The following is a 23,776-nucleotide window of genomic DNA, read 5'->3' on the forward strand; positions in this document are numbered from 1 at the left end:
ACAAGCCAAAAGGGGCGAGGTTTCCCCCGCCCCTTTTGGGTGTATCTGACAGTGATTAAACCTCGGCCAAAAGGCGCGCCTGATAGGCTTTGAGTGACATGCGCGCCGCGCCGTAAGCCTCGCGCCCCATGGGGGACACGAGCTGTGGGAAGAGCATCAACAACTCTTCGCGCTGGTCCATATCAAGCCCCGCCAAAGACAGATCACCGGGTTGGAAGCTTTCGGTCCAAGTGCCATCCGACATCACCAATTCATGGCGATCAAACATAAAGTGCACATAGGTCACGCCAACCGTGGGGCATTCGCGGCTAATGCCCGGACGACCCACTAGATGCGTCGCCGCAACTAGAACTTCGTCTTCGCCGAACAATAGCTCAATCGCGTAGCCAGACATCACCACGCGGTGTTGCGGGGAGACGACCATGTCCCGCTCTGGCATGCCTTTGCCAAGCGCGCCTTTGGCGATGCGGATCGGTTGCAGCGCCGGATTGGTGGCGATGTCATTGCCATCCAAAACCTTGGCCCCGGCCCAGCGCACGGTTTGATAGCCGTTGTCGCGCGTCAGGATCACATCGCCCTTGGCAATCTCGGCCACATCAACCTCACCGCGGACGGTTTTGATCAAGGTTCCCGGCGTGAAACAGGGCACGTAGTTGACCTCCTCGATCTCGGAAAAGGTCAGCATTGACCCATCCATCCATTCCACATTGCCGGACTCGTCTCCGGTCATGGTGATCGTTGCAGGGCCGGAGATGTTCAGCGTATCGCCGAGCGTTTCACCGCCCTCTCCACCGGTCACGGTTGCGTCACCGCCTGCCATGCTACTCGCGGTGGCGCTAAAGGTATCGTCCCCGTCTCCGCCGCTGGCATCATCACCCGCGCCAACAAACAAGCGGTCATCCCCCGCGCCGCCGCTCACGGTGTCTGCGCCAGAATCGCCCGAAAGGGTATCATCCCCGTCGCCGCCATCTAGCAGATCGTCGCCACCCGACCCCATCAGGGTATCATCGCCTGATCCGCCAAGCACGGTGTCATCACCATGGCCGCCGTCCAAGAGATCGTCGTCATCTCCGCCGTCGACAAGGTCGTTTTCCTCGCCACCGTCGATGGTATCAAGACCCGCGCCACCCGTTAGCGTATCGTCGCCATCCAGCCCCGAAACCCTGTCATCACCGTCGTCACCCGCAAGGGTGTCTTCGCCGACGCCGCCTCTCACATGGTCAGAGCCGTCGCCGCCTTCGACGCCGATGCCTTCGGTTGTGCCCGATCCGTCCAGATCGTCATCACCGCCGTTCAACAGAATGGTTTCGATATTGCCAAAGGTTGCGGTGTCGGTGCCGTCGCTGATCGTCCCGGCCTCGTCACTTGTGTAGGTCACGGTCAGTGGCCCACTCAGGCCCGAGGCATCAATGGTGTCTTGGTCGGTTCCGGTTTCGCCACCGTCAATCGTGTCGGAGCCAAAACCATCCAACAGGGTAAAGAAGTCTTCTTCGGCCCCGCCCGACATCTCGTCGTCGCCCGCACCCCCATTTAGGGTATCGCGGCCATCGCCGCCGTCGAGCGTGTCATCACCGGCCTCGCCGTTCAGAACATCGTCACCAGCTTCACCAAGAACGCTATCGTCGTCGTCGCCAGCAAGAACAGTATCATCGCCCGCACCGGCGGTGATCGTGTCAATGTCGCCACCGCTTGGGCCATCCCCATGATCGACCATGTCGCCATCGGGATCGTCGACATAGGCATCGTCAATCAGATTATCCGTGCCGTCTCCTTCGACAATACCAGGGCTTGGGACAACTGGGCCCGGATCGGTTGGTGCAAGCGGAATGCCAAGCGCGTTTAATTGTTCGGGGCTATTCACATCGCCCACGGGCACGCCAACAAGAGTTAGGCTTTCACCATTCGGGAAGCTCAGAACCGCATCACCGGTGCCATCGCCATTGGTATCGCCCACGGTGACATCATCGGTATCAACAGGATCACCGCCCGCATCGGTAAGCGCCGACACGTCAAGCTGATCATTGCCGCCATAGGTGCCATCGCCGTTGTCGGTTGGGGCTTCGAAGTCTTCGATGATGTCATCACCAAACCCATCATCCAGGATCAGCTCGTCATTGACGCCATCACTTGCGCCCAGCGCAATCGTATCACCACCGGCACCGCCGGTGATCGTATCGGCACCGCCATTCCCGGCAATACTATCCGCGCCATCCGAGCCAGTGACGCTATCGTCGCCCGCGCCCAGAACAACCCGTTCGATTTCCGCAAAATTTGTGGTGTCGCTGCCATCAGTGATGGTTCCAACCTCATCGCCGCTATAGGCCACGGTCAGATCATCGGTGAGGTCGGACAGGTTGACTTCATCCCCAAGGGTCTCGCCGGTCTCGCCACCGATCAGGCTGTCATTGTCCAGCCCACCTTCGATGTTGAAACGATCATCGCCGCCTTCGCCATGCACAGTGTCATCGCCCTGCGCGGCATAGATGGTGTCATCCCCGTCACCGGCTTCGACGCTGTCATCATCCGAGCCATCCGAGTGATCGGCGTTGTCGATCATGTCGCCATGCGGATCGTCGCCATAGGCGGTGTCAATCACCTCACCCGCCGAGGTGCCGGACACCACATAGTCCGCCGGGGCCGCCGCAAGCGGAATGCCAAGCGCGATTAATTGTTCGGGGCTATTCACATCGCCCACGGGCACGCCAACAAGAGTTAGGCTTTCACCATTCGGGAAGCTCAGAACCGCATCACCGGTGCCATCGCCATTGGTATCGCCCACGGTGACATCATCGGTATCAACAGGATCACCGCCCGCATCGGTAAGCGCCGACACGTCAAGCTGATCATTGCCGCCATAGGTGCCATCGCCGTTGTCGGTTGGGGCTTCGAAGTCTTCGATGATGTCATCACCAAACCCATCATCCAGGATCAGCTCGTCATTGACGCCATCACTTGCGCCCAGCGCAATCGTATCACCACCGGCACCGCCGGTGATCGTATCGGCACCGCCATTCCCGGCAATACTATCCGCGCCATCCGAGCCGGTGACGCTATCGTCGCCCGCGCCCAATTCGATCTGTTCGATCTCTTCAAAGCTGAGCGTATCGGAGCCGTCGGTTACGGTTCCGACTTCGTCACCGCTAAAGGCCACCGTCAGATCATCGCTGATCGCACTCAGATCAACAATATCTCCGTCGGTTTCACCCGCTTCGCCACCGATCAGACTGTCGTTGTCCAAACCGGCATCCGATACAAAGACGTCATCGCCGCCTCCACCATGAACCGTATCGTCACCTGCACCGGCAAGGATGGTGTCATCCCCGTCACCGGCTTCGACGCTGTCATCATCCGAGCCGTCGGAATGATCGGCGTTGTCGATCATGTCACCATGCGGATCGTCACCATAGGCGGCGTCGATCACCTCACCCGCCGCGGTGCCGGACACCACATAGTCGTTGCTAGGAACGCTGCCCATCGGAATGCCAATGGCGTTCAACTGAGCCGGGGTAGCCACATCAGTCGGGGCCACGCCATCCAGCGTCAAAACCACCATGCCGGGGAAGGTCAGGACCGCGTTGCCGCTGCCATCATCGCTGACCACAACATCATCGGTGTTCACCAGATTGCCGTCGTCGTCATGAAGGCCGGTCACATCCAAAAGGTCATTACCGCCATAGGTGCCATCGCCGTTGTCGGTTGGGCTGGCGAAACCGGAGACAGTGTCGCTCCCACCCAAATCTTTGAGAACCAACGTATCGGTCCCCGAACCTAGAACGATGTTTTCGACTTCATCAAAGTTGAGCGTGCTGGTGCCATCGCTGACGGTTCCCGCTTCGGCATTTGCTTGGCTGAGATCAATCCGAAGGGCGTCCGTCACCGCAGAGAGGTCAAGCGTGTCGCCATCGGTTTCGGCGACCCCTTCGGCATCCACCGTATCGTTGCCAAAGTTGTTTTCGATGTGGAAGGTATCGTCGCCAAAACCACCCCAAAGGAAATCGTCGCCTTCGCCGCCATAAAGCGCATCGTTGTCATAGGACCCGCGCATCCAGTCATTGCCGGCCCCGCCAATAAGGGTGTCTTGGCCCTCATTGCCTTCGAGCGTGTCATCACCCGCGCCGCCTTCGACGTAGTCTTCGCCAACCTCGCCATAGAGAGAGTCGCTGCCCTCGCCACCAATCAGGCTGTCGTCGCCATCATTGCCGCGCACGCTGTCATCGCCGTCACCGCCCAGAACCGTATCGGCCCCGTCGCCACCGCGCACCGTGTCATCGCCATCCCCGGCCACAACGCTGTCGTCGCCTTCTTCGGCTTCGATGCTGTCATCGCCGACCCCCGACAACACCGTGTCATTGCCGCCATCAGCATAGACCACATCGTCATTCGACCCGTCGGAATGGTCGTTGTTGTTGATGTAATCCCCCTCCGGGTCACCGGAATAAGCCTCATCAATTAGGTCATCGCCACCGGTGCCTTCGACAATGAAATCGCCCGGTGACAGAGTCACACCCATGGCGAAAAGCTGGGTCTTGTCTTCGACATCCGCCGCCGGAACCCCGGCCAACGTGAGCGACGTGCCATCCGGGAAGTTCAGGATCGCGTCGCCCGTACCGTCGCCATTTGTGTCGGTGACGTCGATGTCTTCGGTTGAAATCGGATTGCCGCTATCATCCGTCAAGCCGCTCAGGTCCAACAGATCATTGGGGCTATAAGTGCCATCACCATTCGCGGTGGGCGCTTCGAACCCGGTGATGGTGTCATTGCCATCCCCGTCGCTCATCCGGATCAGATCATCCTCACCATCTCCGGCCCCGATATCAAAGCTATCATCGCCCGCGCCGCCCTCGACGGTATCCGCCCCGTCGCCGGTCGCCACAGTGTCATCACCGCTGCCGCCCACAATGCTATCACCGGCATCACCCGTGTCGATATGTTCGATCTCAGAGAAATTCACCGTGGTTGTGCCAAGCTGCATGGTGCCCGCCTCGGGATCACCCGCTGCAAGGTTGACCGTGACCGACCCGGTGTAATCGCCCGAGGTTAGCGTATCGCCACCGGTTTCGGCGTTTTCACCGCCGGTGACCGTGGCACTTGTGCCATCCAAAAGCGCGTTATCAGCGGCAAAGAAATCGTCGCCATCATCGCCGGTGATCGTGTCGCCGCCACCAATGTTGATGCTGTCGTCCCCCGCATCGCCATGCAGGTCATCCGCGCCCAAGCCGCCTTCGATCGTGTCGGCACCGGTGCCGCCATAAACCGTATCGGCATCTGCGCCGGACTGGATCAGATCATCGCCGTCATAGCCATAAACCAGATCGGCGTCGGAGCTATCGGAATGATCACCCGCGTCGATCATGTCGTCCTGCGGATCACCGGTATAGGTGCTGTCGATGGTGTCGTCGGCTGCGGTGCCTTCGACCACATAATCATAGGCCGAGGGAACCGCCGGAATGCCGATGCTTTCCAATTCGTCGGTGCTATCCACATCCGCCGGGGCGACGCCCACCAAGGTGATCGCCTCACCACCGGGGAAGGTTAGAACCGCGTTGCCGCTGCCATCATCGCTCACCACGACATCGCCGACATTGACGGGCGTTGTGCCTCCGTCGCTTGTCAGGCCGGTGACATCCAACTGATCATTGGTACTGCCGTCGCCGCTATCGGTCAGGTCAAAGGCACCAACCGTGTCGCTGCCTGATCCATCGGCAAGAACAACCGTGTCACGCCCCGCGCCAAGATCGACGCGTTCGATTTCTGCAAAACTAATGGTGTCTGCGCCGCTGGTAACGCTGCCGCTTTCGGAACCGCCCATGTCGACGGTCGCACCGGAAGTGAGCGCCGAAAGGTCAAGGGTGTCATCGTCCGTGCCGCCTTCGCCACCGGTTACGGTGTCATTGCCAAAACCATCTTCGATGCGGAACGTATCCTGATCGTCACCGCCGGTCATGACATCGTCACCACCGCCGCCAATCAACGTATCTTGCCCGGCACCGCCATCCAATGTGTCGCTGTCCAGACCGCCATCAAGGCTGTCATCACCCGCACCACCGCTTAGGTCATCGGCCCCGGCCGCGCCGCTCAGGCTATCATCGCCCGCGCCTGCATCGATCACTTCGGACCCAGCCCCTCCGGTCACGACATCATCCTGATCGGTCAAGGTCATGGCCTCGATTTCAGTGAAATCAATGCTATCCGTGCCCGAGGTCACCGCCCCCGCTTCGCCGCCGCTATAGGTGACGCTCACGCCATTCCCGGTGATACCGCTAAGGTCGAGGCGGTCAAAATCTGTGCCTGTGGTCACGGATTCGCCACCGGCTACGGTGTCATCGCCAAACCCATCTTCAAAGGTGATGACATCCGCGTCGGCACCGCCATCGATTTCATCGTCACCGACACCGCCATTCAGCGTGTCCTGGCCGTCATCACCATTCAACGTGTCATTGCCGGCCATGCCATAGATGAGGTCATCACCGGCCCCGCCATCAATGCTGTCGTCCTGGTTTTCAGGGGTCGCATAGGTGGTTATGCCCGGGTTGGAAAACCCATCCGTCGAAAAGGCGTAGTTCGTGCCTGCCCCGCGCGACGTGACCTCAAACACCAGCTGCTGCTGGCCTTCATAGGTAAACTGCGCCCAGTGGTTTTCGTCCTCATTGCCAGAGCTGGTGCTGTCAGAGGCGGCTGACAATTGCTCCCCGCTATCCGACGCGGTGAGGTTGGACACCGGCGAAGCCGACAGGGTGACCGAGGTCACATCGGCCGACAAAGCGGTGACGCTTTCCGCTGTGGTGTCTACATCGTGGAAGGTAAAACCGCCGCTGATCTGGATCGGTTCGCCGGTTGCCTGATCAAAGAACTCAAAGCCCAAGGTCACGCCGCTCCCTGCTGCGCTCTCGGCATTTTCGTTCAGGTAAACAGAGTTGGTACGGAAATCTATCTCGATACTGGGATCATCTGCGTCCAATACGGTCATCCGCGCCTGAACCACGGTGCCGTCGCTGGTTGTACCGATATTGTCATAGACGGCATATTCGCCAATCACACCGGTGCCGGTGTTGCCGCTGTCGGAAATGGTCGAGAAATCAAAACTGGCCAAGGTGCCCGCATCAATCCCGATGTCCGCATCCTCGCCATAAATCGTGTCGTTGCCTTCACCGCCTGAAATGGTGTCGCGCCCTGACCCACCTGCGGCGATGTCATCGCCTGCGCCCAAGGTGATATCGTCGCTCCCAGAGCCACCATCAACGCTATCGGCCCCGTCGCCCGCGCTAATCGTATCGCCGTTCAAACCACCCGAAAGGCTATCTGCGCCGTCATTGCCGGTTAGACTATCGGCCCCGGCCCCGCCAACGAAAGTGTCATCCCCGCCGCCACCAGTAAGGCTATCGTCACCATCGCGTCCAACCGCAAAGACGCCATCCGTTGTCGCCGCCGAGGCATCGATGCTGTCGTCGCCAGAGCTAAGGAAAAAGCCTTCGACCTCGGAAAAGCTACCACTATCACCATCGGAATCGCTATATGTCCCGGCTTCGTTACCGGTAAAGGTCACGCTCAAAGCATCATCGGCACCGCTGATATCGACAACGTCCATATCAGTGCCGGTTTCACCGCCAGTGATGGTTTCATTGCCAGCCCCAACAACAAAGGTATCCGACCCGCCGCCACCAATGAGCGTGTCGCTTCCGGTGCCAGAGATCAGGGTATCCTCGCCCTCGCTCCCTAGAACGGTCGAGAAATTGGTCAATACCGTTGAGCCGCCCATATAGGCGTCGGCCGAGCTTGAAATCGCGTCACCGACAACAAAGGTGTCGGTGCCATCGGATAGCGTGATATCGCCGTTGAACACATCAAATTCGACGCTATAGCCCGACCCCAAACCGGAAAAGTCCAACGTATGCCCGCCTGAGCCTTCGTTGATCCCAGACCAAAAAGCCGTGGAATTCCAGTTCGATGTTGTAACCGTATACGTCGCCATGTCAGCGCTCCTAACCTCAATACCCACCACATTGCGTGGCCAGCCGTTCTGAAAACGGCTTTTCTCACGTGTTAGAAACGCCCTGATTTCGGCACGAATGCGGAACTCTTGAGCAAAGATAGTGGTATTTGTGACCAGAGGTGCCTCATTGCGGCCATTGTTGCGCTTGGGTGAACAGCGGATATTTGGGGAAAAACCACCCTTAAGTAGTTGTTTTATAGATATTTACATGGCCCTTCGGACCGGCCAGCCACCCCCTCTTCCAAAGACAGGATCGGCTTTCACCAAGCCCGTAAGGAAGATTTCAACACTTGCCTGTTTAAGTGATCACAAGGTGGTTGATGTAGGTTCCACCGGGAGTTTGCTCTCGGGTCTTTAACAGTCCCATCTTGTGCTGCACGAAAACCCATTTTCAGGGCATCGTGCCGGGTAACGAGGGCGGTATCGGGTAGCTGTAGCTGCGCTTTCGCAGGTGCATTGTGTGAGTAAGCCGGGGCATTCCCTGCTCCGGCTGGTTCACCCAATTCGATAAAAAGTGCATTTCTTTTCGCACCCCTAGCTTGGGCGGTTTGACTCCGATCAAGGCACCCTAATGCGTCCTCCTCCATAGTGAGCTGTGGAACAGGAGGATGACCCATGCGCATTTTACTCGGACTGGCCCTGTCAACATTGGCCCTATCAACACTTGCCCTGACGACCCCTGCCATCGCTCAGGATGCTGATATTGGTCGATCACACTACCACACCCATTGTGCCACCTGTCATGGCCTCGAAGGCCGCGGTGATGGCCCGATGGCCGGTGTCTTGATGATTAAACCCGTCAATTTGCGTGAGCTTACGGCGGCAAATGGCGGGGTCTTCCCGCTGGAACGCGTTGTCAAACGCATTGATGGGCGTGACCCCTTGGTGAGCCACGGCTCGCCCATGCCGGTCTATGGGGACTATTTCGAAGGTAGCTTTGATGTGCCGATGAAAGCACCGTCCGGGCAACCGGTTTTGACCTCACAACCGGTTGTCGACTTGGTTGCGTATATCAAGGAAATACAACGCGTTGAGTGATCGTTACTAAGGCGTCTGACGGCAAATTCCATCGGTTTCAACACCGTCCCAGGGGAGTCTAACCACTCCCTGCCCCAAGGCGCGATCAAGTCCGTCAATCGGCATTTCATCGGAAATCATCGCGCGCAGCCGGGCTGTGCGTGGGGCCGACGGGTCAAGCAAACGACAGCACACGTATTCCTCTACGATTGAGCCCTGCTGCTCATAGCCATAGTCAAGAAACCCCTTGGTATTGTCAGGATCGAACAAGTAAGGGTCGGCGCTATTTGCGTGTTCTTTCAATGCCTTGATCGGGTGATATCCGGTTCGGTCCCGGTTTTGCCATTGCCAGACATGCGTGGCCTCATGGGCAAAAAGCATCGCGTAAAACAGATCAATCTTTTCCGGCCAGCCGGGCATGAAATCCTTTGCATAAAGGTCTTTGCGGTAAAGGATTTTGTTAAAGACGACCGATGCCGCCGGTGAAACAGTGACTGTTTTCGCCTTGTCCTGCGGCGGCCATATACGTTCCTGACACGTCGTGCGCGGCCGCACTGGGATTTGATAAGTAACCGATCCGGCAAAATGGCCATTGGTAATCCGGATCGGTTTTGTGTCGAGCTGATCGCCTTGAATCGCGCGCAAATAAGCGGTTTCGTTCGGGGTGAGCACTCGCCCACACGCCGTCAAAACCAGTAGAAAAAGCAACATATACCGCATGCCGCAACGTTCCCCTAAGACAGACGCAATGGCAAGCGGTTCAATGCAGGCGCACGCTTAAACGTCCAGTTCCTCTACGAAACGGGCGTTTTCCTGAATGTACTGGAAGCGCAGCTCTGGCTTTTTTCCCATCAAGCGTTCGACCAGATCACCGGTTTCTCCCGGTTCATCCTCATCAATCGTGACCCGGATCAGGGTGCGGGTTTTCGGATCCATCGTGGTTTCCTTAAGGTCTTTGGCGTCCATTTCACCAAGACCCTTAAACCGCTGCACGTCTATTTTCCCTTTGCCACCAAGGCCTTTTTCCAATGCGCGTTCTTTCTCCACGTCATCAGCCACATAAATGCGCTTGGCCCCTTGGGTCAGTCGGTAAAGTGGCGGACAAGCAAGATAAAGATGTCCGGTATCAATCATCGGGCGCATTTGAGTGTAGAAAAACGTCATCAAGAGCGCCGCGATATGGGCCCCGTCAACGTCCGCATCGGTCATGATGATGATCTTGTCATAGCGCAGATCATCGACGTTGAATTTGGTTCCGACACTGACGCCAAGTGCTTCACACAAATCACGAATTTCGGCGTTGGACCCGATTTTGTTTGACGCTGCACCAAGCACGTTCAGGATTTTACCCTTGAGCGGCAAAAGAGCTTGGGTCTCGCGGTTGCGCGCGCCCTTAGCGGAGCCACCGGCCGAGTCACCCTCGACGATGAACAACTCGGTGCCCTCCCGCGACTTGGAGGAACAGTCGGTTAACTTACCGGGAAGACGTAGTTTTTTGGTGGCCGTCTTGCGCGCGGTTTCTTTTTCCTGACGACGGCGCAGGCGTTCTTCGGCGCGCAGAACAAGGAAATCGAGGATCGCTCCAGCGGATTTTGTATCTGATGCCAACCAGTTATCGAAATGGTCGCGGACCGAGTTTTCGACCAATCTCTGGGCCTCGACTGTGGCAAGCCGGTCCTTGGTCTGGCCAACAAATTCCGGTTCTCGAATAAAACAGGACACAAGGGCGCAGCCGCCGGTGATCAGGTCATCCCTATTGATTTGACTGGACTTTTTGTTGTTCACCAACTCGCCATATGCGCGAATTCCCTTGAGGATCGCCGCCCAAAAACCGGCCTCATGGGTGCCGCCTTCGGGGGTTGGGACGGTGTTACAATAGGATTGGATGAACCCGTCACGCGATGGGGTCCAGTTGATGGCCCATTCCACCTTGCCCGGCGTGTTAAACTTCTCTTTAAAATCCACAACGCCGGCAAATGGTTTCTCGGCATATGTTGTTGATTTACCTAGCGTTTCGGTAAGGTAGTCCGCAAGACCACCAGGGAAGTGAAATGTCTTTTCCGTTGGCGTAGTGCCATCATCAATTTCGGTTTTCCAACGGATCTCAACTCCAGAGAAAAGATAGGCCTTAGAGCGCACCATCTGCATGAGGCGAGCAGGCTTAAACCTATGAGAACCAAAGATTTCTTCGTCTGCGTGGAAGGTGACTGTGGTGCCGCGACGGTTGGGGGCGGCACCAATTTTCTCGACTCCACCAAGGGGAATCCCGCGTGAAAACCGTTGTTCAAAAAGCTCTTTATTGCGCGCAACCTGCACGACCATACTATCGGATAAGGCGTTCACAACCGATGCGCCAACCCCGTGCAAACCGCCCGAGGTTTCATAGGCATCGCCGCCGAATTTACCACCTGCGTGCAGCGTACAGAGGATGACTTCGAGCGCGGATTTTCCCGGAAACTTGGGGTGCGGGTCAATTGGGATGCCGCGCCCATTGTCTTTTATTTCAACGGCATAGTCCGCCATCAAGGTGACTTCGATACGATTGGCGTGGCCCGCCACGGCCTCGTCCATCGAGTTATCAAGCACCTCGGCCACAAGGTGATGCAGCGCGCGTTCATCGGTGCCGCCGATATACATGCCGGGGCGTTTCCGGACGGGCTCCAGCCCTTCCAACACCTCAATTGAGGAGGCGTCATATTCGGGAGTTTCACCACCGGACAGGAGATCTTCGGCCATTTATGCTGCTCATTTTTGCTGTTGCTTGGGGTCATTATGACAGACCTGCGCGGCGCATTAAAGAGGGCGTTAGCGGTCAGAACGGTCGGGTAAATGGCACGGTTCGCCCCTAGAGCAACGCCGAATTGGTACAAAACAGAGCGCATTTGGGGGAGATTGGGCCCCGCGATTTTGGGGCCCCAGAGGAGCCCCCTTGGCCGATATGTCCGATTCTATCCGAGTTTAGGAGGGATTGCCCGAGCGCAGATAGGAAACACACGGGCAAAACACCGACCTTGGATTTTTTTGGTTAACGGGGGCGAAAAAACGGAGTTGGGGTACGCTTTGACGCCGGGTGTTTATTTCAGCGGCAGTGTAAAGGACGCCCCGGTATCACGAGTGATTTGTGCGTTGTTTCCAGTGACGCGAACATCAAGACATTTGGAATCAGCAAAGCGCTCGGGCTTGGTGATGGTACGACACCATTGGTTGTTTCTGATCTCCCACGTGCCTTCAATGTCGCCCCCAAGGGTGCCATCGGGATTGATGGTAAGATTGCCGTCTTCGTGTACCAAAGTGCGGCCGATCAACGCTTCGGGGTTATTGGGAAGCGGCTCATCCGTGACGGACATCTGGCAAGCAGACAAAGCAAGCGCGGCGGCAGGTAGGAGAAAGAGTTTCATATCGCAACCTTTGAATTCGAATAGGGTCACGTTTGGGGGAAAAGGGCTGGGCTGGCAATCACAACCCGCAGCGACGGAAGTCATGTCGCAGCGGATGGGGGCTGCCGCCCTGTTTTGGCCCAACAAAGGGGCTACATCGCGCGGCGCAAATACTCTTTTACGATGCAGTTTGGATCACTGGCGCGCAAAACCCGTTCGTTGGCAACCCGCCAGTCATCGGCTGTGAAATCGGGGAAAAACGTGTCGGCATCGGGCACCTGAAGATCAACTTCGGAGATCAGAAGACGATCGGCAATCGCCAGCATCTCTTGGTAAATGCGTGCACCGCCAATGCCATAGACCCGATCATAGCCGCGATCCGAGGCCAACTTGATACCATCAGCAATGGACGGAACCACAAGTTCAGCCGCGTCAGGTTGGGAAGACACTACGATATTCAGGCGCTTGGACAGGGGTTTCACCGGTAGGCTATCCCATGTGTTGCGCCCCATTATCAGCGCGCCACCGAGGGTTTCGCGTTGAAACGATTTGAGATCTTCGGGAACATGCCAAGGAATGGTTCCGTCCCGGCCAATGGCGCCATTTAGGGCGCGAGCAACGATAAGTGTGATCATAGTTTTACCGCCTCTCTTATACCGCAACCGGGGCGCGGATCAGGGGGTCGGGATCATAGCCGTTGATTTCAAAATCATCGTATTTGAAGTCGAAAATCGATGCCACCTCGCGTTTGATCCGCAGGCTGGGGAGCGGTTTTGGCGTGCGAGATAGTTGCAGCTCCACCTGATCCCTATGGTTGGAATAGATATGGGCATCGCCCAAAGTGTGAATAAAATCACCGGGTTCGTAGCCGGTCACATGGGCTAGCATCACCTGCAGCAGGGCATAAGACGCGATGTTGAAGGGCACGCCAAGAAACATATCGGCCGAGCGTTGATAGAGTTGCAGGTGCAATTTGCCGTTGAGCACGCGCACCTGCCACATGGTGTGGCACGGAGGCAGCGCCATGCGCGGCACATCGGCGGGGTTCCAAGCCGAGACAATCAAGCGGCGGCTATCGGGGGCGTTTTTAATCATATCAACAAGTTGAGCGATTTGATCGACGCGACCGGCCGCATAAAGAGGCGCGCCATCTCGCGTTTGATCGGTGGGTTCCAGCGCTGGAAAACTGCGCCATTGATATCCGTAGACCGGCCCCAGATCGCCGTTTTCATCGGCCCATTCGTCCCAGATCGATACGCCGTTTTCCTGCAAATAGCGCACGTTGGTGTCGCCGGACAAAAACCACAACAGCTCATGGATGATCGACTTGAGGTGCAGCTTTTTGGTGGTGACCAAAGGGAAGCCATCCGCCAACCGGTAGCGCGATTGCATGCCAAAATAGGACCGAGTGCCGGTGCCGGTGCGATCGCTCGACTCTTCGCCTAAGTCCAGAATGGTTTTTAAAGCGTCATGATATTGCTGCAACTTGACCCTCGCCTTTTGTGATTTTGAAATCGGACATCATCCAATCGGCGCAGAAAGAAAAGGCCAAGCCTGCGCCAGAGACAGACCTTGGGGCCTGTTGTTGGGGCAAGACGGGCATGGCGATTCCTTTCCCACGAGATGAGTCGTGTGGCACTATATATGGGGGGAGCGGGTGGGGGAACGCGATATATGGGCGACAGATTTGCCTCAGTTGCGGCGAAATCATGGCCCTAAGGCGGCAAAGATGATTGACTAACGGGGGGTTGGGCAGGCAGGCTGTTTACAAAATATAAAACGGGCAAGACCTGAGGCAGTCAGATGTATCGCAATTTAGTAGCGCTCGCGTGTGCGGGCGTCCTTGCCGCTTGTGCAAGTGGGGAAGGATCGAATCCGATCACCGATCTGGATCCCGATGACACTACCCTTATCGACGAAAACACCACCCCCGATGAGCCGACGACCGGCGACGGGGATGGCGAGGACAGCTCAAATGTGTTCGGGGATAGCCTGAACAATGATCGGCTGACCGCGAATGAGATGTCGTTTGATGCAGACACCGGCGAACTGGTGCTGAACAACATGCCGTTTGACGGCGACGACAATATCTATGAAGTCGACAAGACAATCTCGGACAATTTCGGGTCGTCGAACTTTAACGTCTACCGAAATGCCAGCGGCCCAGCGAGCTATTTCGCCGTCTTTCGAGTATCGGACAGCGGCTATAGCCAGGTCGGAACCGCAGGCACCGAAAGCTATGTAAGCTTTGGGTACGGCGCCGCGGCGGCACAGCGTTTGAGCGGCTCTGGCGCGCTCCCCGATGATCAGCAAACCTATGTGTTTACTGGTGAATATGCGGCTGTGCGGACGGTCATTGATCCCGATAGCGGATCGATCATGCAATATGTATCGGGCACGGCCACATTGCGCGTCGACACCGAGGATTTTGATGATACCGGTGTTGTCGGCGGCTATATCGCGGATCGCTCGTTCTTTGACGCCAATGGCGTGCAAATCAGCGACCTTGATGGGGTAGGCGATTTTATCACCTTGACCGACACCGACATCAACTTTGACAACTGGACGATCGCCTCGGCCGATGCGACGGTCTACACCGACAATGGCACAACGGCGGGTGCCAGCGGCTCTTGGGATGGCTTGTTTGCCGGACCAAATGGCGAAGAAATTGCTGGTGTGGTTGTTGTTGAGGGCTCTGGCCCGATTGGCATCGACCCCGACACCGGCAGTTATGTAGAGGTGCAAGTCCGCGAAACCGGCGGCTTTATTGCCACTAGGTAGAGCGATGCGAATGCTCCTCCCCTTGCTGCGGCGACTGGCGTTAACCTGCGCCTTTGTCGCCGCGAGCACCCAAATTTCCTTTGCCCAAGAAGTGCGCCTGTCTTTGGACGAGGCGCGCGCGGCAGCGGCAAAGATGTTGCAGATTGGGGAACCCGAGGCGGCGCTGATCTTGGCCGAAGGCGTGCTTTTGGGTGCGCCGGGCGATGTTCAGGGGCTGTTGCTCAAGGCGCGGGCCTTGCAGGAATTGGGCAAGCACCAAGACGCACGCCGATCGGCGAAACTGGCGTGGCGGACATCGGAAACCGAGCGAGACAAGTTTTTTGCCGCGATGGTTCAGGCCGGGACTTCGGCGTCGAACGGGCAAAAAGGCGTCGCGCAATACTGGCTACGCCGTGCCGCCCATATCGCCCCCGAAGATCAGATGCGCGGCGCGGCGGTGCATGATTTGCGCCGGGTGCGCCGGGCGACGCCCTGGCGGCTCAACCTTGCGCTAACCTTTGAGCCTTCGGACAATTTGAATGGCGGGGCCAAAAACGAGAGCACCGATATCAACGGCATCACGGTGTTTCCCGGCACCCGGCCACTTAGCGGGCTGCGCTATGGACTTAAGGCCGATTTCAGCTATCGCGTGCCACTAAGCCGGACCAGCCGATTGAAGTTTGGCGCCGATATCGAAGTCACCCGCGCCGAGCTTAGCGATGATGCCCGCAAGATTGACCCGAACGCAGAAAACAATGACTATCGCGAAGACAGTTTTGGCGTGTCGCTCGACTACGAAGCGCGCGGCAAAACCGGTTGGCTGGCCACTGCTGGGGTTGATTTGAAACACAACATGCGGCGCGGCGAAGGGTTTTCCAATGTCGCGGCGCTGCGACTGTTTTATGGCCGGATGCTGGCCCCCGGCCTCACCATGAGCACGCGGGCCGAATGGCGTCACGAAACCTTGGTTCAGGCCAAGGATCGTGACCTACACACAAGCGAATTTGGAGTGGCCATCGGCAAGCAATTCAACAGCGGTCGATTGCGGTTTGACACCTGGTTTAGTGACACAAATTCCGACCTTTATATGGTCGCCAACGAAACCAAGGGGGCGCGGCTTAGCTTTTCCAAAGCGCGGCCCATCAAGGGCATGTTGCCCCGCGTCGCGCTGAGCTATCGCGATATTGATTATGACAATGCGCCGTTTTCCTTCCTGACCGACATGACCCGCCACGATCAGGAATGGAGCGCGTCGATTGATGTGCTTTTGCCCAAGGTCGATTTTTACGGGTTTGCCCCGGAAATCGGGCTAACCTACCGTGATCGGGGGTCAAATTACGGGATTTACGAAACGGAAAGTACTGATTTGCGGCTTGGCATCAAATCGGTATTCTGAGGCCGGATTGTTTGCGCTCACACAGTGTGAGTCGCGGCAAATGAGGGGAATTTCCAATGGGTATCCGTTACTTGCACACCATGGTCCGGGTCAAAGACCTTGAGGCCTCGATGGCGTTTTACAAATTGCTGGGTCTGAAAGAGACCCGCCGTCACGACGTTGAAGAAGCACGTTTTTCACTGATCTTTATGGCCCCCGAAGGCCAAGAAGATTGCCCGGTTGAGCTTACCTATAACTGGGACGGTGATGACGAATTGCCGTCGGATTCGCGCCATTTTGGCCATCTGGCTTACTCTGTGCCCAATATTTATGAGGCGTGTCAGCATCTTATGGACAATGGCGTGGTGATCAACCGCCCGCCGCGTGACGGGCGCATGGCCTTTGTCCGCTCGCCCGACAACGTGTCGGTTGAGCTTTTGCAAGAAGGTGAGGCGCTGGAACCTGCGGAACCTTGGACCAGCATGGAAAACGTGGGTCACTGGTGATCCGCACAGCGGCAGCATTTGCGCTTTGGTCCCTTGGGACCATGGCGCAGGCTTGTCCGCTGGCGTTGGTTTTGGCGCAGGACGTGTCTTCGTCCGTGGATGCCGATGAATATGTTTTGCAGCGCAATGGCCTTGCCGCGGCGCTGCGATCTGATGATGTCAAAGGTGCGATTGTTCAGGGCGGCGGTATTGCTCTGGCGATCTATGAATGGAGCGGGCGTCGGCAATCCAAGGTGATCTTGGATTGGGTCATGCTGCGTTCGGAGGCGGATGTTGATGCCGCCGCCGCCCATGTGTTGCAGGCCACGCGGTCAAATCACAAATTTCCAACGGCTTTGGGTTATGCGCTTGGCTATGGGGCCGGGGTGATGGCGCGCGCGCCCGCGTGTGATCGTAAAGTTATTGACCTCTCGGGTGACGGGATCACCAATGACGGGTTCTGGCCCGAGTTAGCGTATAAACACTTTCCGTTTGAGGGTATCACGGTGAATGCGCTGGCGGTTCTGGGGGCCGATCCGGATGTGGTCGATCATTTCACCTATGAGGTGTTGCACGGCCCCGGCGCGTTTATTGAAACCGCGCAGGGCTATGCGGGGTATGAGCGGGCGATGACACGCAAGCTTTATCGTGAAATTGAAACACGGGTGGTTGGGGATGCGGCGCTGGCTCTGGATCGCGATTAGTCTTTGGGCCGGGATGGCTCAGGCCGATTGTCGGCAGGCCTTGGCCCTTGGACTTGATGTGTCGGGCTCTGTTGATGAGCGCGAATATCGATTGCAGCTAGATGGGTTGGCCGGTGCCTTGTTGGATCCAGAGGTGGTCGCGGCCTTTCTGAGTATGCCCGACGCCCCTGCCCGTCTGGTGATTTACGAATGGAGCGGCCCGACGTCTCAGCGGATCGTGCAGCGCTGGACAGAGATTCGCAGTCGTGAGGATTTGGCCCAGATAGCAACGCGTTTGACCAATACCGGTCGGGCCTTGCGCGAACCATCAACCGCGTTAGGACGGTCCAAAGCCTTTGGCGCAACCCTATTGGCGCAACACCCAACATGCTGGCGCCACGTACTCGACATTTCTGGTGACGGGGAGTCCAATACTGGTCCACGACCTCAGGACGTGACCCCGCCGGGTGTCACAATAAATGGGTTGGTGATTGGGGGGGATAGTCAGGAAACCGAAGTCTCAGCGCTAAGCGCCTATTTTCGGACATATGTTATTCAAGGTGCAGATGCCTTTGTCGAAGTTGCGACCGGATTTGACGACTATCAATCCGCCATGAGCCGCAAGTTGAAACGCGAGCTGACCGTTCTGGTCCTGTCTCGCAATCCATAACCCGCCCTTGCCCGTCCGGTTCTGGAACGCGCGTCTGAGGGCGTGTGGCAGTCAGTAGATGTACCGAATCTGATCGGTCCAGTAACGTTCCACCCGGCGCAGCGCCGTGGTGATTTCGTCAATACCATCTGTGTTCAACACCGCCTTAGACTGTAGCCCGTCGGCATGGCGCGAAAACAGTTCTTCGACGATGTCGCAAATCTCGCGACCGCGCTGGGTCAGACGCACACGCACCGAGCGGCGATCAATTTCGCAGCGTTGGTGATGCATATAGCCCATCTCGACCAGCTTCTTCAGGTTGTAGCTTACATTGCTGCCCTGATAGTAGCCGCGCGATTTAAGCTCGCCCGCCGTCACTTCGTTTTCACCGATGTTGAACAGCAGCAAAGCCTGTACCGCGTTCACGTCGATAATACCTAGTCTTTCGAACTCATCCTTGATGACATCAAGCAATAGTCGGTGGAGTCGTTCCACCAGCCCGAGTGCATCAAGATAGCTCGCCATGAAGCCCTGATCGGACTTGTTTTCCATGGACGAATGAATGCTCATATCTTTCTCCGCCTGTGATCGTTCGAACGGAGATTTGTAGAAAAAAACCAATATTGCGTTAAACCACATCGAAGACCGTGAAAATGCGATCTAATTTGGTCGATTATTAACATAAACCGCGCCAAATCTTACCAAAACCGAAAATTTCCGTTAAATGGTATACCAGAATTGCACCCCCTTAAAAAATGGTATACCAGATTCGGAGGGGAATCTTGGGGGGAGTCGCCATGGCGCGGATCAATTCTATCGATGTTCAGGTGTTTGATGTGCCTCTGGAAGAGGTGCTGAGCGACGCAAAACACGGCGATCACACGCATTTTGAGCTTATTACGGCAACGATTCGCACCGATGATGGGCAAACCGGCACCGGTTACACCTATACTGGTGGCAAAGGTGGGCGGGCGATTGCCGCCATGATTGACCATGATCTTGCGCCGTTTTTGATCGGTCAGGACGCTGGTGACATCGAAACATTGTATGAAGCCATGCAATGGCACATTCACTATGTTGGCCGCGGCGGCATCGCCAGTTTCGCCATTTCGGCTGTGGATATCGCGCTCTGGGATCTGCGCGGCAAGGCCACGGGCCAGTCTTTGGTGCAGATGGCAGGCGGCGCTTCGGATCGCTGCAAGGCCTATGCCGGTGGCATTGATCTGAACTTCCCTTTGCCGAAATTGCTCAAGAATATTCAGGGCTATTTGGACGCCGGGTTTAACGCCGTCAAAATCAAGATCGGCAAACCCGACCCCGCCGAAGACATCGCCCGCATCAAAGCGGTGCGCGATCTAATCGGACCCGATGTAACCTTTATGATCGATGCCAACTATGCGCTGAGCGTTGATCAGGCGATTGCCTTGGCCGATGCAATCAAGGATCAGGACATTACGTGGTTCGAAGAACCAACCATCCCCGACGACTACAAAGGCTTTGGCACGATTGCCGAGGCCACCGGCATGCCGTTGGCGATGGGTGAGAACCTGCATACCATCCATGAATTCGAATACGCCTTTGACGATGCCAAGCTCAGCTACATCCAACCCGATGCCAGCAATTGCGGCGGCATCACCGGATGGCTTCAGGTCGCCGACCTGAGCCGCAAACACAATATCCCGGTCTGTAGCCACGGGATGCAGGAATTGCAGGTCAGCCTTGTCTCGGCCCAGCCCAACGGCGGGTGGCTCGAGGTGCATAGTTTCCCGATTGACCAATACACAACCCGGCCGCTGGTGGTGGAAAACCATCTGGCCGTCGCCCCCAACGTGCCCGGTATCGGGGTCACATTTAACTGGGACAAACTCCACGCCGCCCATCAGGAGCATCACGCATGAGCAACCAAATCAACGCCGCCTATTACCGCCGCAACAAAAGCTTTGTGGTTGAACCTGCGCCCTCGCCCCTGCCGGGTGACGGCGAAGTTGCGATCCGCATCGCCTATTGCGGCATCTGCGGCACCGACATGCATATCTATCACGGCAATATGGATGCCCGCGTCGGCGAAAGCCGCATCATCGGCCATGAAATGTCTGGCGTCGTCGAAGCGGTGGGCGAAGGCGTCGAAGGTTTTGACCTTGGCGAAAAGGTCGTGGTGCGACCGCTGGATCACTGTGGCGAGTGCCCCGCCTGTGAAGCCGGCCATACCCATATCTGTCACAAGCTGAAATTCCTTGGCATTGATACCGATGGCGCGATGCAGGAAATCTGGGTTGTTCCGGCGCATACTGTCCATGCCTTGCCCGATGATATGCGTCTGGATCACGCCGCTCTGATCGAACCGGTGGCGGTAGCATGTCATGACGTGCGCCTATCGGATTTGAAAGAAGGCGAAGACGTTGTTGTTATCGGCGGCGGCCCGATTGGGGTTCTTGTGGCCATGGTGGCCCGCGACGCCGGGGGCAATGTTGTGATCTCCGAGGTCAATCCAAACCGTCTGGCGATTGCGCAAAAGATGGGGTTTGACACGGTGAACCCCATCGAGACCGATCTGGTCGAGTTTGTGAATGCCCGCACCGGCGGCAAAGGGGCCGAAGTGGTATTTGAGGTGTCTGGCAGCCAGCCGGGCGTTGACGCGATGACCACTGTGGCGGCGACGCGCGGGCGCATTGTTATGGTCGCCATCCACGCGCAAAAGCCAACGGTCGATATGTTCCAGTTCTTCTGGCGCGAGCTGAAGCTGGTCGGCGTGCGGGTTTACGAACCCGAAGATTATGAAAAGGCGATTGCGATCATCGCCTCGGGCGGTGTCGATGCCGAGACCTTTATCACCGATGTTGCGCCTTTGGATGACATCCAAGCCGCGTTTGAGGCGCTTGATCGCAACCCAACCGCGATGAAAAGCCTGATTAAAGTAGGAAAAGACGTATGAGCCAGATGTTTGATCTAAGCGGCCAGACCGCAATTGTCACCGGTGCCAAACGCGGTATTGGCCGGGGGATGGCCGAAGCATTGGCCGCCGCTGGGGCCGATATTGTTGGGGTTTCGGCCACATTGGCCCCCGGTTCCGAGGTGGAACAGGCGGTTACGGCGATGGGCCGGTCGTTCAAATCGTATCAGTGTGATTTCAGTGATCGCGCTGCGGTGCGCGGCTTGGCGGCTCAACTAGAAGCTGATGGGGTTAAGGCGGATATTCTGGTCAACAACGCCGGAACCATCAAACGCAAACCCGCCGCCGAACACCCGGATGAGTGGTGGGATGAGGTGATTGAGGTCAACCTGTCGGCGCAGTTTGTGTTGAGCCGGGAAATTGGCCGCGGCATGATTGAACGTGGTAGCGGCAAGATCATCTTCACTGCTTCTCTGTTAACCTTTCAGGGCGGTATCACAGTGCCCGGCTATGCGGCCTCTAAGGGCGGCATTGGTCAGTTGACCAAGGCTTTGGCCAATGAATGGGCGGGCAAAGGCGTGAACGTGAACGCCATCGCGCCGGGCTATATCGCCACAGACAATACCCAAGCATTACAAGATGATCCGGAGCGATCAGAGGCGATTTTGGGACGGATTCCCCAAGGTCGTTGGGGCACACCAGCGGACTTCGGCGGCCCAGCCGTGTTCCTAGCGTCAAAGGCTTCTGACTATGTGAATGGTGAGGTCTTGGTCGTCGATGGCGGCTGGATGGGGCGTTAAGGTTTTGATGCCCATTCGCGTCAACCCCTATACGGAATAGACCATACCGTTAACCAAAAATTCACCCTATGGTTGCTAAAGTGACACGAGCAATCATAGGGGAATTTCGTGCAAAACAACCTGTCCACCACTGCGGTTTCCCTACCTGCCTCGTATTATGACGGGACGCAAGCGTCTCCGACCCACGCCCAACCGGCCGAGGTCAAACGGGGAAACACTCAAGAGTTACCACACGGATGGTGGGTCCCTATCGGAGTTGTGTTTGCGATTGGATTTTGGGGAAGCGTTTTATGGTGGCTGTTTAGCTAACCGCTAAGCAATCGCTGCCACACAAACCTTGGCCCCGTGATCCATCAACGATGTATAGGCCGCCGAGACACCTGCCTGAAAGCTTGGGGTCTCTGCCAGCTCCTGATCAAAGACATCGCGCATCGCTAAAAGCGCCGCGACTTTGCCAGCGGCATCTGGCGCAGAATCCGAAGCTGTGCGAAGCCGATCCGCCAAGGGGTCGCGCACATCAATCGCCGCGCCGACCTCATCCACACCACCAACATAGCGCATCCACCCCGCCACAACGAGCATCAAGCCCGAACAGTCACGACCAGCGGCGAGGTTTTCCGAGATGGTTCCAAGCAGACGTTGCGGGAGTTTTTGCGAACCATCCATAGCGATTTGCCACGTCCGATGGCGGATGGATGGATTGCGATAGCGCTCCAAAAGCGCCGCCGTATAGGCCGCTAGATCCTCGCCCTCGGGCTGAACCACGGCAGGCAAGATTTCCTCTGCCCAAAGATGTTGGACAAAGCGCGCATAATCCGGATCGGCCACCGTGTCGGAAATGGTTTCATGCCCGCCAAGGTACCCGAGGTAAGCCAGCGCCGAATGGGTGCCGTTCAAACAGCGCAATTTCATCGCCTCATGTGCGGCAACATCGCCGACAAACTGCGCCCCGGCAGCCTGCCAAGCGGGGCGCGGACCGGCGAAAGTATCTTCAATCACCCATTGACGAAACGGTTCATGGGCAACGCAAGCCGGGTCTTGATAACCCTGTGCTTCGGCAAGCGCAGAAATGTCGGCATCGGTGGTGGCGGGGGTGATCCGATCCACCATAGTCGCGGGAAACGGAACGTTTTGGGCGATCCAATCGGCCAGTTCAGGGTCACGTTCTTTTGCCAATGCAATTACAATTTTGCGGGCCAAATGACCATTGTCTGGAAGGTTGTCACAGCTCAGCACCGTAAAGGGGGCATGCCCGGCCGCGCGGCGACGCGCCAAAGCCTCGACAAGGAAACCGGGGGCCGATTTTGGCGCAGAGGGATTGACCAAATCATGTTGAATATCAGGGTGATCCAGCTGAAGCGCACCCGTCGACGGCGCATGGCAATAGCCCTTTTCAGTGATGGTGAGGGACACGATATGCGTGGTCGCGGCCACCATCGCATCGATCACTGCGCCGGGTTTTTCCGGGGCGACCAAAACGTCAACGATGCTGTCAATCTGACGGTATTGCGCCCCATCAGGGGCCATGTTGATGGCGGTGAAAACTCCGCCCTGCGGCCCCAATTGGTCACGCGCCGTAGGGCATCGCAAGGAGACGGCGATGATGCCCCAATCGCCACCGTCAACAGCCATGGCATCAGCGGTATAAATCGCGTTGAACGCCCGAAAAAACGCCCCCGGCCCAAGATGAACAATCCCCGGCTTGGGCGCAGAGGTTTGGCGGGTCAAACGGGGGACGGTGTTCATAGAG

At 57.1% G+C, this 23,776-nt stretch carries 17 protein-coding genes; 9 read left to right on the top strand and 8 right to left on the bottom strand.

The features are described 5' to 3' along the window. Window positions 1-55: 55 nt before the first annotated feature. The gene (locus Q1A43_RS15800) at window positions 56-7,969 is read right to left on the bottom strand and encodes a Hint domain-containing protein (RefSeq protein WP_299936739.1); all 7,914 of its coding nucleotides are present in this window, start codon (window positions 7,967-7,969) and stop codon (window positions 56-58) included. A gap of 636 nt (window positions 7,970-8,605) precedes the next feature. Here Q1A43_RS15800 and Q1A43_RS15805 point away from each other — a divergent pair. Beyond that, window positions 8,606-9,028, top strand: coding sequence for a cytochrome c (locus Q1A43_RS15805; RefSeq protein WP_299936742.1), 423 nt, complete (start codon window positions 8,606-8,608; stop codon window positions 9,026-9,028). 6 nt (window positions 9,029-9,034) lie between these two features. On the opposite strand, the gene Q1A43_RS15810 is transcribed toward Q1A43_RS15805, so the two are convergent. The 5 genes from Q1A43_RS15810 to Q1A43_RS15830 form a co-directional block, all read right to left on the bottom strand. Next, window positions 9,035-9,727: a hypothetical protein gene (locus Q1A43_RS15810; RefSeq protein WP_299936745.1), complete on the bottom strand. Its 693-nt coding sequence runs from the start codon at window positions 9,725-9,727 to the stop codon at window positions 9,035-9,037. A 57-nt stretch (window positions 9,728-9,784) separates the two neighbouring features. Then, on the bottom strand, window positions 9,785-11,743 hold the full coding sequence (gene parE / locus Q1A43_RS15815; RefSeq protein WP_299922702.1) for a DNA topoisomerase IV subunit B: 1,959 nt from the start codon (window positions 11,741-11,743) through the stop codon (window positions 9,785-9,787). A gap of 338 nt (window positions 11,744-12,081) precedes the next feature. Continuing rightward, window positions 12,082-12,405, bottom strand: coding sequence for a hypothetical protein (locus Q1A43_RS15820; protein WP_299936748.1), 324 nt, complete (start codon window positions 12,403-12,405; stop codon window positions 12,082-12,084). A gap of 131 nt (window positions 12,406-12,536) precedes the next feature. After that, entirely contained in the window at window positions 12,537-13,019 is a 483-nt protein-coding gene (locus Q1A43_RS15825; RefSeq protein ID WP_299936751.1) for a dihydrofolate reductase, read from the bottom strand. A gap of 16 nt (window positions 13,020-13,035) precedes the next feature. Continuing rightward, window positions 13,036-13,869, bottom strand: a complete 834-nt coding sequence (locus Q1A43_RS15830; RefSeq protein WP_299922699.1) for a thymidylate synthase — start codon at window positions 13,867-13,869, stop codon at window positions 13,036-13,038. Window positions 13,870-14,187: 318 nt separating this feature from the next. On the opposite strand from Q1A43_RS15830, the gene Q1A43_RS15835 reads away from it, so the two are divergent. The 5 genes from Q1A43_RS15835 to Q1A43_RS15855 are packed head-to-tail and all read left to right on the top strand — an operon-like array spanning window position 14,188 to window position 18,357. After that, window positions 14,188-15,165, top strand: coding sequence for a hypothetical protein (locus Q1A43_RS15835; RefSeq protein ID WP_299922698.1), 978 nt, complete (start codon window positions 14,188-14,190; stop codon window positions 15,163-15,165). 4 nt (window positions 15,166-15,169) lie between these two features. After that, entirely contained in the window at window positions 15,170-16,540 is a 1,371-nt protein-coding gene (locus Q1A43_RS15840) for a surface lipoprotein assembly modifier (RefSeq protein WP_299936753.1), read from the top strand. A gap of 56 nt (window positions 16,541-16,596) precedes the next feature. Then, window positions 16,597-17,025 carry a VOC family protein gene (locus tag Q1A43_RS15845; protein WP_299936755.1) on the top strand — a complete coding sequence of 143 codons (429 nt, stop codon included), beginning with the start codon at window positions 16,597-16,599 and terminating at the stop codon, window positions 17,023-17,025. Continuing rightward, the gene (locus Q1A43_RS15850; protein WP_299936757.1) at window positions 16,992-17,708 is read left to right on the top strand and encodes a DUF1194 domain-containing protein; all 717 of its coding nucleotides are present in this window, start codon (window positions 16,992-16,994) and stop codon (window positions 17,706-17,708) included. Before Q1A43_RS15845 ends, Q1A43_RS15850 begins: the two co-directional genes overlap by 34 nt. Further along, the gene (locus Q1A43_RS15855; protein ID WP_299936760.1) at window positions 17,680-18,357 is read left to right on the top strand and encodes a DUF1194 domain-containing protein; all 678 of its coding nucleotides are present in this window, start codon (window positions 17,680-17,682) and stop codon (window positions 18,355-18,357) included. Before Q1A43_RS15850 ends, Q1A43_RS15855 begins: the two co-directional genes overlap by 29 nt. A 51-nt stretch (window positions 18,358-18,408) precedes the next feature. Here the strand turns inward: Q1A43_RS15855 and Q1A43_RS15860 are convergent, their stop codons facing one another. Continuing rightward, window positions 18,409-18,906 (bottom strand): winged helix DNA-binding protein, encoded by a 498-nt coding sequence (locus Q1A43_RS15860; protein ID WP_299922693.1) that lies wholly within the window; start codon window positions 18,904-18,906, stop codon window positions 18,409-18,411. A 227-nt stretch (window positions 18,907-19,133) separates the two neighbouring features. Between Q1A43_RS15860 and Q1A43_RS15865 the strand changes: the two genes are divergently transcribed. The 3 genes from Q1A43_RS15865 to Q1A43_RS15875 are packed head-to-tail and all read left to right on the top strand — an operon-like array spanning window position 19,134 to window position 22,026. Then, window positions 19,134-20,234 carry a mandelate racemase/muconate lactonizing enzyme family protein gene (locus tag Q1A43_RS15865; protein ID WP_299936762.1) on the top strand — a complete coding sequence of 367 codons (1,101 nt, stop codon included), beginning with the start codon at window positions 19,134-19,136 and terminating at the stop codon, window positions 20,232-20,234. Beyond that, window positions 20,231-21,268, top strand: a complete 1,038-nt coding sequence (locus Q1A43_RS15870) for an alcohol dehydrogenase catalytic domain-containing protein (protein WP_299936764.1) — start codon at window positions 20,231-20,233, stop codon at window positions 21,266-21,268. Before Q1A43_RS15865 ends, Q1A43_RS15870 begins: the two co-directional genes overlap by 4 nt. Continuing rightward, on the top strand, window positions 21,265-22,026 hold the full coding sequence (locus Q1A43_RS15875; RefSeq protein WP_299922688.1) for an SDR family oxidoreductase: 762 nt from the start codon (window positions 21,265-21,267) through the stop codon (window positions 22,024-22,026). Before Q1A43_RS15870 ends, Q1A43_RS15875 begins: the two co-directional genes overlap by 4 nt. A gap of 312 nt (window positions 22,027-22,338) precedes the next feature. Here Q1A43_RS15875 and Q1A43_RS15880 read toward each other — a convergent pair whose 3' ends face one another. After that, the gene (locus tag Q1A43_RS15880) at window positions 22,339-23,772 is read right to left on the bottom strand and encodes a mannitol dehydrogenase family protein (RefSeq protein WP_299936766.1); all 1,434 of its coding nucleotides are present in this window, start codon (window positions 23,770-23,772) and stop codon (window positions 22,339-22,341) included. Between the last annotated feature and the right edge of the window lie 4 nt (window positions 23,773-23,776).

The organism is uncultured Pelagimonas sp. (assembly GCF_947498515.1).
GTDB lineage: Bacteria > Pseudomonadota > Alphaproteobacteria > Rhodobacterales > Rhodobacteraceae > Pelagimonas.